Here is a 12,977-nt window from a genome sequence, read left to right on the forward strand (position 1 = left end):
CAGCCTTGGTCCATGATCGCACTGGACAATGGTTTCGAGGAAGTGGTGGCCATCGTGGCCGATGCCGGGGCAAGCGCGGCAAGGCTCTGCGCGGCCACGGGGTTTGTGCCTGTGGCACAGGGGCCGGTCGATGACGGGGCCATGGTGCTGATGGGCCTGACGGGCGCGGCGCGGGAGGTGCTGATCGGGCATCCCGGCGTGGCGCGCGGTCGCATCCGGTTGATCCAGATCGACGGCCCGGTGGCGGACCTTAACCGCGAGGGCGGGCAGGCGTGGGATCCGGGCGGGATTTTTGACATCAATCTGCGCGCCCTGCCCGATATCGAGGCTTTGCAGCGGGCGCTGGTGGCGCAGGGTTTTGTCGCCCATGCGCCGATTACCGATTGGGATTTCGGTCCGCTGGCCGTGCGCGAGGTGGTGAGCAGCGATGCCGACGGCCTGTGCGTCGCGCTGATGGAGCGGGTGCGGCCCCCGCTTCAGGGCTATGACGGCGTGTCCGGCCCGGCCAGTTTCGTGTTCAATTCAACCCAGGTCGTGCCTGATTTCGAGGCGGCGCGGCATCTCTATCGCGATTGCTTCGGATGGTTGCCGGTGCAGGAAACGCAAGGCATGGCGGCGCAGGACAGCGGGGCCAACTGCATGGGCCTGCCCGAGGGGATCGCCGCGCAGATCCCGATGCGGATCGGCATCTATCACCCCGAAGGGCGGATGGAGGGTTCGGTCGAGATCATCGAATATGGCGTGCGCGGCCATGATTTCTCGGACCGCGAACCGCCCCTGCGCGGCTGGACCTCGCTGCGCTTTCCGGTGACGGATCTGGAGGAATTCATCGAGCGGGCGGCGCAGGGCGGGTGCCGGATCATCGGTCCGGTGGCGGCGCAATGGGCGCCCCACCCGGCCGGAATGGCCGCCGCCGCGATCACCCCATGGGGCGCGCGGCTGGAGGCTTTTCAATCGGGGGTCAAAGACCGCTGAGATAGGCGATGGCTTCGGCCTCGTTGATGACATCGGCGTACTTGGCGTTCATGTCGAACAGGTTGGCATCATGCGGGCCGGAATGCCGGTCGCCGCAGCCGTCCGCGATGACGGCGGTCTTGAACCCGTGGCTCATTGCATCGACGCAGGAGGCGCGCACGCAGCCGCTGGTCGAAAGGCCGGTGAGCAGAACGCTGTCCACGCCCATCGCCGTCAGCGTGCTGGCCAGCGAGGTGCCGAAAAAGGCGCTGGGATATTGCTTGGGGATGACCAGTTCGTCCTCAAAAGGTTCGAGCCCCGGACCCCATGCCGCCATCGGATGGCCCTTGACGAAATAGCGCAAGGGGGCGGCTTTCTCGAAAAAGCGCCCGCCGTCCACGCCGCTGGCATGATATTGCACGCAGGTCAGGATCACCGGAACCCCGGCCTTGCGGGCGACCTCGCGCACGCGCAGCGCGCTTTCGATGGCGTCAAACACGGGCTGGCCGCAATAGAGGTCACAGTCCGGTTCGAAATAGGCGCGGCAAAAGTCGATCATCACCAGCGCGGGCTTTTTCCCGAAGCCCACGCGGGTGTTATAGGCGCGCTTGTAGTTTTCGAGCAGATCGTCGCTCATGATGCATCATCCTCGGCATAGAGCCACGGCGCGCTGGCCTTTTGGCGTGTTTCAAATTCGGCGATCGCGCCGGAATATTGGTGCAGCAGGACGGCAGTCTCGTCCCAGCCGTTGAGCAGGGCCAGCTTGCGTTCGGGTGCGATGTCAAAGGCAAAGGCGCGGTTGCCCACGGTCAGGCTCTGCGTCTCCAGATCGACGGCGAAACTCTGCTCGGTCTGGGCCGCTACCATCAGTTCGGCCACCGTGTCGGCGGGCAGGGTGATGGGCAGGATGCCGTTGCGCTGGCAATTGGAATGAAAGATCTCGCCAAAGCCCGCCGCGATGATGCAGCGCACGCCAAGCCCCGCAATCGCCCAGACCGCCTGTTCGCGGCTGGAGCCCGATCCGAAATTGGCCCCCGCGACGATGAAAGGCGCGGCGTTGAAGGGCGCGCGGTTGAGCACGTAGTCGGGGATTTCCGCGCCATCGGCATCAAACCGGCGATCATGAAACGCATAGCGGCCCAACCCCGCCTTGGCGGTGATCAGCAGAAAGCGCGCGGGGAAGATGATATCGGTGTCGATATTTTCTTCGGGCATCGGCGCGGCCTTGCCCGACAGGGTGGTGAAAGGCTGGCTCATGCCGCAAACTCCCTTATATCGGCGATATGGCCCGCGATGGCGGCGGCGGCGGCCATGGCCGGGCTCATCAGATGGGTGCGCCCGCCCGGACCCTGACGGCCCTCGAAATTGCGGTTGCTGGTGCTGGCGCAGCGTTCGCCCGGCTTGAGGCGGTCATCGTTCATCGCCACGCACATTGAGCAGCCCGCCAGCCGCCATTCAAAGCCCGCCTCGATCAGGATGCGGTCCAGCCCCTCGGCCTCGGCGGCGGCGCGGGTGGCCGCAGAGCCCGGCACGACGATGGCCTTGATGCCCGGCGCCACCTTGCGGCCCTTGGCCACGGCGGCGGCGGCGCGGATATCTTCGATCCGGCCGTTGGTGCACGATCCGATGAAGGCATGGGTGATGGCAATGTCGGTCAGGCTCTGGCCAGGCGTCAGGCCCATATAGGCCAGCGCCTTTTCCGCCTGTCGCCGCTCGGGCCCTTCGGCCAATTGCGCGGGATCGGGCAGGGCAGCATCGACGGGCAGCGTCTGGTCCGGGGTCGTGCCCCAGCTCACCTGCGGCACCAGCGAGGCCACATCGACCTCGATCACGCGGTCATAGACGGCATCGGGATCGCTGGCCAGATCGCGCCATGCGGCCGCGGCCTGATCCCACAGCGCGCCTTTGGGTGCCAGACGGCGGCCCTTGAGGAAGGCAAAGGTCACATCATCGGGCGCCACCAGACCCACGCGGCTGCCCGCCTCGATCATCATGTTGCACAAGGTCATGCGCTCGGCCATGCTCATGGCGCGCACGGCCGGGCCGGTAAATTCCACCGCATGGCCGGCCGCGCCATCCGCGCCGATCCGGGCGATGATGGCCAACGCAATGTCCTTGGCAAAGACCAGCGGATGGCGCGTGCCGCTCAGCTCGATCCGCATCGTCCTGGCCCGCTTCTGACGCAGGCATTGCGCGGCCATCACCGTGCCCTGTTCCGATGCGCCAATGCCAAAGGCCAGCGCGCCAAAGGCGCCATGCGTGGTCGTGTGGCTGTCGCCGCAGACGATGGTGGTGCCGGGCAGGGTGAAGCCGCTTTCCGGGCCGATCACATGGACGATGCCCTGTTCGGCTCCGTCGAGATCCGCATAGGGCACGGCAAAATCGCGGACATTGGTTTCCAGCTCGGCAATCTGGGATGCGGCCTGCGCGTCCTCGATCGTGCCATGGCGGATGCCGTCGGCGCGCGGGCTTCGCGTGGGCACGGCATGGTCGGCCACGGCGATATGCGTTTGCGGGCGGCGCAATTGGCGGCCCGCCTCGCGCATGGCGACAAAGGCCTGCGGGCTGGACACCTCATGCAGGATCTGGCGGTCGATATAGAGCAGCGTCTCGCCGCCGGGCAATTCGGCCACGGCATGGGCGTTCCACAGCTTTTCATAAAGCGTGTAGGCGGTCATGGATGAAAACTCAAAGTTTGGGGGTGCCAGCCTCGACATAGGCGGCGATCAGTTGGGCAAAGCGGTCGCCCACCTCAAGCGGGGGATAATGGCCGACATCGGGCATCAGCACGCGGCTGATCGTGGCGTTGGAAAGATATCGCGCGATATGGTTGGCTGCGATTTCCGGCAAGAGCGGATCGGCCGCGCCCCAGATCAGGAACGTGGGCGCCTTGACCTTGGCCATTTCGACCGTGGCCTGCTTGCCATCACCAATGCGCGCGACCAGCGCGATAGGGTATTTTTCCGGCGTGCGGCGGTTGAAATCGTAATATTCATCGCGGGTTTTCTTGCTGATCCGCTTGGCGTCGCCCGCGAAAAAGCCCAGATAATCGTCCCAGTAGGGGCGGTCGTTATAGCCACCATTGGCCTTGGCGCGGGCGATTCCGTCAACGAAGCTCTTGGGCATCACCAGATGGCTCGTATCGACCGGATCGCTGGGTGTGTTCGACAGGATCAGCCGCTCGACCAGTTCGGGGCGTTTGGCGGCCAGATACATGCCCATCGTGCCGCCGCTCGACACGCCGACGAAGGTGACCTTTTTCACATGCAGCGCATCGAGCAGCCCTTCGGCAATCTCGACCGGCTGGACATTCTGGGCAACCTCATCGGAAATCCGGCCCGACAGGCCATAGCCTGGAATGTCGAAACGGATGATGCGATAGCGCGATTTCAGCCGCGCGGTGACCACATCCCATGTGCGCAGCGTCGAAACCGAGCCATGGACCATATAGAGGACGGGCGCATTGCGCGGGCCTTCATCCTTGTAATGGACCTCGACGCCCTTGATCGTCATGAAGCGACTGGCCGGATCGCGGTATTTGGCGCGCAATTGTTCGACCGAGAGATAGGGATGGGCCGCCACCGCCGCAGGAGCAGGGGCGCTCTGCGCATGGGCGAGCGGCGAAACCATAGCGGCCGCCAGCATTGAGCCGACCAACAGAACCGGGCGCAGGCACTTCATCGCTTTCTCCACCATTTATAACAGCCGCGCGCCTTATCAGCGCGCGCAGGCTTTGCCACAAGGCGGCAGATACCCGACGGCACAGGCCCCCCTTTTGCATGGGCTATGATGATGGCAATCCGCGAGGATTTCCGAAACGGAAAGTGCGCTATCCGACAGGTGGTGACGGGCCGGGGGTGGATCGACAGGGCGGTGGCCAGAGTGTGCATTGCGGGCAGGCAGTTCTTGGAGTTTGAAGATGGGCGTTGACCGGCGCGGATTTACCTTTGGCCTTGGCATGGCGGGCCTGATGGCGGCCTCGCCCGCGATGGCGCGCGCGGCGGCCAAGGCGGCCAAGCCCGCAGCCCCGCGCGGCACCGATGTGATCGTGCTGGGCGCGGGGATTTCCGGCCTGAACACGGCATGGCTGCTCGAACAGCAGGGGCTGAAAGTCACCGTGCTGGAGGGCCGCCAACGCGTGGGCGGGCGGATCATGACGCTGATGGATCAGCCCGGCTATCCCGAAATGGGCTTTAATTCCATGGCCGAAGGCTATGGGCGCGGCATTGACGCGGCGGCGCGTGCGGGCGTGGCGCTGGAGGAAGTGGGTGCGCGCTATCGCATCGGCGGGGCGCCGGGGCTGTATATCAACGGCAAGCTCTTGAGCCGCGAGGAATGGGCCAGGCATCCGGGCAACCCTTTCCCCGATGCGATGAAGACTTTCATGCCTGCCGAACTGGTCAATGTTCTGATCGCCAAGAACACGCGGCTCAAAGACTGGAGCCAGTGGGCGGATGCGGCCAATGCCCCGCTCGATATCTCGCTTTACGAATGGCTCAAGGCGCAGGGCCTGTCGGATCAGGCGATCCATCTGGCCAATGACGTTTCGCCCTACTACGGCACCAACGCCTATGACGTTTCGGCGCTGATGCTGGAATATAACGACGGCTTTGTGAAGGCGCAGATCGCGGCGGGGATCAAGTCGCTGGCGGTCAAGGGCGGCAATCTCAACCTGCCCATCGCCATGGCCAAGATGCTTAAAGGTGACCTGTTGCTGGGCAAGGAAGTGGTGGCGATCGAGACCACCGCGACCAATGCCACCGTCACCTGCGCCGATGGTTCGGTGCATACGGCGGCAAGGGTGATCTCCTCGCTGCCTTTCTCGACCCTGCGCCATGTGCATGTGATGCCGGGCCTTTCGGGGGGGCAGGCGCGGGCCGTGGCCACCATGCCCTATCAGCCTTTGTCGATTGCTTTCCTGACCGCCACCGCGCCGTTCTGGGAAGAGGATAAGCAGGCGCCCGGCATGTGGACCGACGGCGTGACCGGCGTGGTGACGCCCCAGCGTTTCGGCGCGACGCCTGAGGAAATCACCGGCTTTACCGTGCAGGCGCGCGGGGCGATGGCCCATTATTGGGACGCGATGGGCAAGGACGCCGCGATGGCCACGATCATCGCCGGGATCGAGGCGATCCGCCCCTCGACCAAGGGCAAATTGCGCGGCGCGGCCTATTTCAGCTGGATCGGCGAACGGTTCAACCAGGGCGACTGGGCCTATTTCAGCCCCGGACAGGTGGCGGGCGTGATGGGTGAGATCGGCAAGCCGGCCGGCCGCCTGCATTTCTGCGGCGAGCATACCGCGACCGGCGCGCGCGGATTGGAAGGCGCGCTGGAATCCTCCGAACGCGTCGCGCTGGAGGTCTTGTCGGCCTGATGCGCATTTGTTCGCATTGCGGAGACTCGGTGCTTGCCGATGGGCGCGGAGGCTCAATAATGTTTGTGTCGCACCATATTTTGCCAAGCGAGTAACGTCTCATGGACTATGATTACATTCCCCTTCCCGCCCGCCAGCCTCTGAAGTGGCCGAATGGCGCGCGGGTGGCGCTGATCCTGACCTTCAACCTTGAGACGTGGGATCTGACCAAGGACAGCGACAAGCCCTATTACGCGGGCGGCCCGGCGATCCTGCCGGATTCGCTGCCTGCCAACACGCCCGACTTTCCCAATTTCACCTGGCGCGAATATGGTCAGCGGGTTGGCATCTGGCGTCTCTATGATCTGTTCGACGAACTGGGCGTCAAGGCGAGCTGCACCACCAATGCCGTGACGTTTGAGCGGCGCAAGGCGATGACCGATGCTTGCCTTGAGCGCGGTTGGGAATTGCTGACGCACAATTGGGAGCAGGGCGAATTGCTGACCTCCTTTGCGCATCAGCCGGAAAAGGAGCGCGACATCATCCTGCGTTCTTTGGACCAGTTCGAGAAATACACCGGCCGCAAGTCGAAGGGTTGGCTGTCGTCCTCGCTGCGCGGCACGATGCAGACGGCCGATATTCTGGCCGAATATGGCTGCAAATTCTACTGCGACATCATGAATGACGATCAGCCCTATCTGCTGAAGACGCCGCATGGTCCGATCGTCTCAGTGCCATATTCTAACGAAATCAACGATTTCACCTTCATTACGCGCAAGAATTTTACCACCGACCAGTTCCGCGACGCGCTGATCGAGGAACTCGACGTGCTTTATGCTGAGGGCGCCAAGACCGGGCGGATCATGAATGTGGGCCTCCACCCGCACGTCTCGGGCCGCGCCCATCGCGTCCGCGCGCTGCGCGAATTTATCGAACATGCCAAGAGCCTGCCCGGCGTATGGTGGGCAACCCGCGAGGAAATCGCGGAGTGGTATCTGGAGAACCATGAATCGCACATCCCCGGCCAGCTTGAAGGCGGTGCAAAGTGAGCAAGCCGCAGACCATTCTGATTGTTGGCGGCGGCGTGGCGGGCATGACCGCCTCGGCCGCGCTGGCCCAGCAGGGTTTCAAGGTGACGCTGCTCGAATCCGCGCCCCAATTCGGCGAAATCGGCGCGGGTCTGACGCTGACGCCTAACGCGATGAAGGGGCTGGATTTCATCGGCATCTGCGAGGAAGCCGCCGCCGTTGCCGTCGAACCCACCCGCCAGCGCATCCAGCACTGGCAGGACGGGCGCACGCTGGTGGCGTTTGACCGTTCGACCCAGCGTGAGAAATATGGCGCGCCCTATATCACCGTTCACCGCGCCGATCTGCATGGCGTGATGACCCGTGCGGCGGAGCGCGCCGGGGTGGAGATGATCGCCGGGGCTGCTGTCGTGTCCAGCGAGGGAACCACCGTGACGCTGGCCGATGGGCGGCAATTCAGCGCCGATGTGCTGGTCGGTGCCGATGGCGTGAAAAGCGTCATCCGTCAGCGCTTTGGCGACGATGCCCCGCATTTCACCGGCCATGTCGCATGGCGCTGCCTTGTGCCGGTGACGCCGGAAATTCAGGATCTTTCCGACTTCCCCGGCATCATCATCGGCCCCGGTGCGATGATGAACCGCTATAATGTGCGCGGTTCGAAGGTGATGAATTTCGTCTTCTTCGCCCGGCAGGAGGGCTGGAATCAGGAAGGCTGGACCACGCCTGCCGATCCGGATGAATTGCAGGCGATCTATGGCCATTGGTGCGAGGATGCGCAGCGTCTGCTGAAGGCCGCAATTGCCCAGCCGCTGTTCAAATGGGCGATCAACGCGCGCAAGCCGATGCCGAGCTGGGTGCTGGACGGCAATGTCACGCTGATCGGCGATGCGGCCCATGCGATGACGCCGTTCCTCGGCCATGGCGCGGCTTGCGGGATCGAGGATGCGGTGGTGCTGGCCCGCGCGCTGGCCGCCTCGGATTCCGCTGCCGAGGGCCTTGCCCGCTATGAGAAGGCGCGCCACGAACGCGCGACCTTCATCCAGCAGGAATCGAATGCCAATGCCGACCGGATGCAGGGGCAGAACACCGATTTCTTCGGCCTTGAAGGCATGAAGGACGAGGAATCGCTCGGCCTGTTTCTTTATGACCCGCGCACGGTGGAAGTATGAACGTGTTGCCCTTTGATGGCCACGCCATCGCCCCCGAAACCGCCGCCTTTCTGGGCCAGCAGCATCGGTTGCTGATCGACGGCGCATGGGTTGACGGCAGCGGTGAACATATTACCCGCGACCCGGCCACCGGCCTTGAACTGGCCCGCTTCGCCACCGGCGGCGCGGCCGAGGTGGACGCCGCCGTGGCCGCCGCCCGCCGCGCCTTTCATGGCGCATGGGGGCGGATGACGGTTTCGGACCGCACCGCAATCCTGTTCCGCCTTGCCCGGATCATGGAGGCCAATGCGCAGCTTTTGACTGAGCTGGACATTGTCGACAATGGCATGCCCGGTTTCATCGCCGGGCTGACCACGGCGAATTGCGTCGAAATGGTCGATTATTACGCGGGCGCGGTGATGCGGATCGAGGGCACCACCACCGCCCCGCCGCGCCATATTGCCGCCGAGACCGAGGCGCTGACCTATACGCTGCGCGAGCCGGTGGGCGTGGCGGGGTTGATCGTGCCGTGGAATGTGCCGCTTTCCACGGCCATCCTGAAGCTGGCGCCTGCGCTGGCGGCGGGCTGCACCGTGGTGATGAAGCCCAGCGAGGAAACCCCGCTCTCGGTGCTGGCGCTGGGGCAGATGATTCTGGATGCCGGGTTCCCGGCGGGCGTGGTCAATATCGTCAATGGTTTTGGCGGGGATTGCGGCGCGGCGCTGGCCGAGCATCCGGGCGTGGACAAGATCAGCTTCACCGGATCGACCGTGACCGGCAAGAAGATCGTGCAGGCCGCCTTGGGCAACCTCAAAAAGGTCAGTCTTGAACTGGGCGGCAAATCGCCGGTGGTGGTGATGCCGGACGCCGATCTGGCGCTGGCTGTCCCTGGGGTGGCGCTGGCGACCTTCTTTCTTCAGGGCCAGAACTGCATGGCGGGCACGCGCATCTTTGCGCATGAGGCGATCCATGACGCGCTGGTCGAGGGCGTGGCGGCCTTTGCGGCGGGCATGAAGCTGGGCCACGGGCTGGACCCGGCCACGATGCAGGGGCCGATGATCTCGGACGCGCATAGCGCCAAGGTGATGGGTTACATCGAGGCGGGCAAGGCGGCGGGGGCCACGCTGGTCTGCGGCGGGGACAAGCTGGACCGCCCCGGCAATTTCATTCCGCCGACGATCTTTGCCGATTGTCGGCCCGATATGTCGATCGTGCGCGATGAGATCTTTGGCCCGGTGATGGCGGTGCAGAAATTCGCCACCACCGATCTGGACGAGATTGCCGAGCTTGCCAATGACACGCCCTTCGGCCTGTCGGGCAGCGTGTGGACGCGCGATCTGTCGACCGCGCATCGCATGGTCAAGCGGATCCGCGCGGGCCATGTCTCGATCAATTGCCACGGCGCGGTGGGCACCAACATCCCGTTCGGCGGCTTTGGCCAGTCGGGATGGGGCCGCGAATTTGGCCGGGAAGGGCTGGACGCCTATCTCGAAACCAAGGCCGTAACAGCCCGGCTGTAACACGAAAGGGGCGGGGAAATTCCCGCCCCTTTTTTTATGCGCTGCCTACGGGTGCGCCATTCGACAGATCGTGGCTGATCGCCGCAGCAGTGGCCTTCAGATCATCGAGATAGCGTTCGAGCGCGGTCGAAAGCTTCATCGCGGCCACGAAAAAGGCCAGCGTGATCGCCGCCTCGAAATGGCCGTTGCGGAACACCGGCACCGCGATGGACGAGGTCTTGCCCGGCGTCAGATTGTGGTGATTGCGCCCCTGCACCGCATAGCCGTCGGCGCGGATGCGTTCGACATCAAGGCCAACCTCAGCGGTCGCCAGATAGTTGAGGTCGATATCCTGCGACACGCGCATGAAGCGCAGGATCATCTCGCGATCCTCGTCATCGGCAAAGGCCATCGACACCTTGCCCGAGGCGCTGTCCAGAATGGGCAGCGTAAAGCCGGGATAGTAGTGCTCGAAAGTCAGCGAGGAATTGGCATGGGTGGAATCGCGCAGCATCATGTCGCGCCCCACCCGGATCGCCACCGACACCGGCCAGCCCACCCGCCGCGTCAGCGCCACGATATGCGGCCGCGCGATACGCACCAGTTCATCGTCATGCTGAAAACCGGTGGCCAGCGTCTGGACCAGCGCGGTGGCGCGGTAACGCTTGCGCGCCGGCTCCTGCTCGATCAGGCCCTCATACAGCAGCGTCTGCACGATGCGGCAGGCGGTGGGATAGGGGACCTGGCTCGCCTTCGCGATTTCCATCATCGAAAGCGAGCCGTGACGATTGATGGCTTTCAGCGCGGCGATTGACCGCGTGATCGACCGAATGGGAACACCCTTTTCCATGACCGTTTCTCCCGTGAAACTCTATTGTCGTGAGAGTGTCAGGAGATTGTCATTTTTCCGAAAAGGACGCCAGTTTATCCGACAGGCGGATACGCATTCTGGCGTATATCCATTTAGCCGCCGGGAATGACCACCTGCCGGATGGCTGCGCCGCTGGCCAATTTGTCCATCAAAGCGTTGATTTCCGACAGCGGGCTGATCGAGGTGAGCAGCTTTTCCACCGGCAGGCGACCTGCGCGCCACAAGGCGATGTAGCGCGGAATATCGCGCGAAGGGATCGAGGAACCCATGTAGCTGCCCATTAATGTCTTGCCGTCGGCGACCAACGAAAGCGCGTTGATCGACAGCGACTCGGACGGATTGGGCAGGCCGACTGTCACGATCCGCCCCCCACGCCGCGCCGCCTGATAGGCCGTCGCCAGCACGGCGGCCTTGCCCACGGTTTCGACGACCACATCGGCGCCGCGCGCGGCTTCTTCCTCACCCGGGGCAAAGGCGCCCGCCGCGCCCAGTTCGAGCGCCAGCGCGCGCTTTTCCGCGCTAGGGTCGACCGCATAGACCGGCTGCGCACCGCTGGCCAAGGCGCCGAGCAGGGCGGCAAGGCCCACCCCGCCAAGGCCATAGATCAGCACGCTTTCGCCGGGGCGGACGGCGGCGGTGTTCATCACCGCGCCAACCCCCGTCAACACCGCGCAGCCGAACAGCGCGGCGGTTTCGGCCGGAATGTCGGCGTCCACCTTCACCACGCTGCGCCGGTCGACCACGGCGTGGCTGGCAAAGGCCGAGACGCCGAGGTGATGATGGACATGCGCGCCATCACACGACAGGCGATGCCCGCCGCGCATCAATTCGCCGCGCCCATTGGCCGCCGCGCCATTCGGGCAGAGGTAGCCCTCGCCCGATTGGCACGCGACGCATTGGCCGCAGGAGGGCAGGAACACCAGCACCACCCGGTCGCCCACGGCAATGTCGCGTTCGGCCGGATCGCCGATGGCCAGCACCGTCGCCGCCGCCTCATGCCCCAGCGCCATCGGCATCGGGCGGGGGCGATCCCCGTTGATGACCGACAGGTCCGAATGGCACAGGCCCGCCGCATCAATCCGCACCAGCAATTCGCCGGGCAAAGGATCGGCCAGTTCCACCGATTTCACATCCAGTGGCCTGTTCGCGCCATAAGGGGCGGGGTTGTTGCCGCTCTGGGTCAGCACGGCGGCGGTGATGGTCTGGCTCATGGTCTTACTTTGCCCACTTCTTTTCAAAATCCCAGACTTCGTTGAACCCGATCAGGCCGCAGAATTCCTTGAAGTTGAAAATGCCTTCGGGCTCGCCAATGCCGTGATCCTTCAGGTCGCGCAGGCACTTTTCCATGGCCGTGGCCGCCACCAGCGAGGTCAGCGAGGGATAGATGGCGTAGGCATAGCCGATCTCTTCCAGAACGCTGGCGTTGGGGATGGGGGTCGAGCCGCCATTGGCCATATTGGCCATCACCGGCTTTTCAAACAGCGAGCAGGCCTTGGCCATTTCCTCTTCGCTTTCCAGCGCTTCGGGGAAGATGACATGGGCGCCGGCCTTGTCATAGGCTTCCATGCGGCGCATCAGGGCGTCGAAACCTTCGCTCTGGCGCGCGTCGCTACGGGCGATGATGAGGAAGTCCTCGCTCTCGCGTGCGGCGACGGCGACCTTGATCTTGTCGACCATATCCTCGACCGGGATGCAGCGGCGGAAGGGCGTGTGGCCGCACTTCTTGGGGAATTCCTGATCTTCAAGCTGGATGCAGGTGACGCCCGCCGCCTCATAGCCCTTGACCGTGTGATGCACATTGAGCAGCCCGCCATAGCCGGTGTCGCCATCGGCAATCACCGCGCTGTTGCTGGTGCGCACCAGCGTGGTCATGCGGTTGAGCATTTCGGTATAGGTGGCGATGCCTGCGTCGGGCAGGCCCCATGCGCTGGCCGTCAGCCAGTAGCCGGTGCCATAGACGATGTCGAAGCCCACCTTGTTGGCGATGGCCGCCGTGATCATGTCCTGAATGCCGGGCACGACAAAGAATTTGCCGCTTTCCAGCTTTTGGCGAAGGATGGGATTGGCCATGATGTTCTTCCTGCGATTGTTGCGGCCCCGAAAGCGGACGCCTTCGGGGCCGGA

At 64.2% G+C, this 12,977-nt stretch carries 12 protein-coding genes; 5 read left to right on the forward strand and 7 right to left on the reverse strand.

Annotation, left to right across the window (positions count from 1 at the left end):
- Positions 1 to 12: 12 nt before the first annotated feature.
- The gene (locus tag FHW92_RS01655) at positions 13 to 975 is read left to right on the forward strand and encodes a hypothetical protein (RefSeq protein WP_168601480.1); all 963 of its coding nucleotides are present in this window, start codon (positions 13 to 15) and stop codon (positions 973 to 975) included.
- Here the strand turns inward: FHW92_RS01655 and FHW92_RS01660 are convergent.
- From FHW92_RS01660 to FHW92_RS01675, 4 genes are read right to left on the reverse strand one after another with little or no spacing between them, the layout of a single operon-like run.
- Complete coding sequence (locus FHW92_RS01660; RefSeq protein WP_168601481.1) at positions 962 to 1,591, reverse strand: isochorismatase family protein; 630 nt, start codon at positions 1,589 to 1,591, stop codon at positions 962 to 964. The genes FHW92_RS01655 and FHW92_RS01660 overlap by 14 nt on opposite strands.
- Positions 1,588 to 2,211: a 3-isopropylmalate dehydratase small subunit gene (gene leuD, locus FHW92_RS01665; RefSeq protein WP_168601482.1), complete on the reverse strand. Its 624-nt coding sequence runs from the start codon at positions 2,209 to 2,211 to the stop codon at positions 1,588 to 1,590. Before leuD ends, FHW92_RS01660 begins: the two co-directional genes overlap by 4 nt.
- Positions 2,208 to 3,632, reverse strand: a complete 1,425-nt coding sequence (leuC, locus tag FHW92_RS01670; RefSeq protein ID WP_168601483.1) for a 3-isopropylmalate dehydratase large subunit — start codon at positions 3,630 to 3,632, stop codon at positions 2,208 to 2,210. Before leuC ends, leuD begins: the two co-directional genes overlap by 4 nt.
- Before the next feature lie 10 nt (positions 3,633 to 3,642).
- Positions 3,643 to 4,635 carry an alpha/beta hydrolase gene (locus FHW92_RS01675; RefSeq protein ID WP_168601484.1) on the reverse strand — a complete coding sequence of 331 codons (993 nt, stop codon included), beginning with the start codon at positions 4,633 to 4,635 and terminating at the stop codon, positions 3,643 to 3,645.
- A gap of 238 nt (positions 4,636 to 4,873) precedes the next feature.
- Between FHW92_RS01675 and FHW92_RS01680 the strand changes: the two genes are divergently transcribed.
- The 4 genes from FHW92_RS01680 to FHW92_RS01695 all read left to right on the forward strand — a co-directional run bounded on the left by FHW92_RS01680 (position 4,874) and on the right by FHW92_RS01695 (position 10,003).
- Positions 4,874 to 6,328: an NAD(P)/FAD-dependent oxidoreductase gene (locus tag FHW92_RS01680; protein ID WP_168601485.1), complete on the forward strand. Its 1,455-nt coding sequence runs from the start codon at positions 4,874 to 4,876 to the stop codon at positions 6,326 to 6,328.
- A gap of 101 nt (positions 6,329 to 6,429) precedes the next feature.
- Positions 6,430 to 7,356, forward strand: a complete 927-nt coding sequence (locus tag FHW92_RS01685; protein WP_168601486.1) for a polysaccharide deacetylase family protein — start codon at positions 6,430 to 6,432, stop codon at positions 7,354 to 7,356.
- Positions 7,353 to 8,504, forward strand: coding sequence for an FAD-dependent monooxygenase (locus tag FHW92_RS01690; protein WP_168601487.1), 1,152 nt, complete (start codon positions 7,353 to 7,355; stop codon positions 8,502 to 8,504). Before FHW92_RS01685 ends, FHW92_RS01690 begins: the two co-directional genes overlap by 4 nt.
- Complete coding sequence (locus FHW92_RS01695; protein ID WP_172249123.1) at positions 8,501 to 10,003, forward strand: aldehyde dehydrogenase family protein; 1,503 nt, start codon at positions 8,501 to 8,503, stop codon at positions 10,001 to 10,003. Before FHW92_RS01690 ends, FHW92_RS01695 begins: the two co-directional genes overlap by 4 nt.
- 34 nt (positions 10,004 to 10,037) lie before the next feature.
- Here the strand turns inward: FHW92_RS01695 and FHW92_RS01700 are convergent, their stop codons facing one another.
- The 3 genes from FHW92_RS01700 to FHW92_RS01710 all read right to left on the reverse strand — a co-directional run bounded on the left by FHW92_RS01700 (position 10,038) and on the right by FHW92_RS01710 (position 12,923).
- Positions 10,038 to 10,832, reverse strand: a complete 795-nt coding sequence (locus FHW92_RS01700) for an IclR family transcriptional regulator C-terminal domain-containing protein (RefSeq protein ID WP_168601488.1) — start codon at positions 10,830 to 10,832, stop codon at positions 10,038 to 10,040.
- A 113-nt stretch (positions 10,833 to 10,945) separates the two neighbouring features.
- A complete protein-coding gene (locus FHW92_RS01705; protein ID WP_168601489.1) occupies positions 10,946 to 12,064 on the reverse strand; it encodes a zinc-binding dehydrogenase in 1,119 nt (372 codons plus the stop codon).
- A 4-nt stretch (positions 12,065 to 12,068) separates the two neighbouring features.
- Positions 12,069 to 12,923, reverse strand: a complete 855-nt coding sequence (locus FHW92_RS01710; protein ID WP_168601490.1) for an isocitrate lyase/PEP mutase family protein — start codon at positions 12,921 to 12,923, stop codon at positions 12,069 to 12,071.
- Positions 12,924 to 12,977 lie beyond the last annotated feature (54 nt).

Source organism: Novosphingobium sp. SG707 (assembly GCF_012275515.1).
Classification (GTDB): Bacteria; Pseudomonadota; Alphaproteobacteria; order Sphingomonadales; family Sphingomonadaceae; genus Novosphingobium.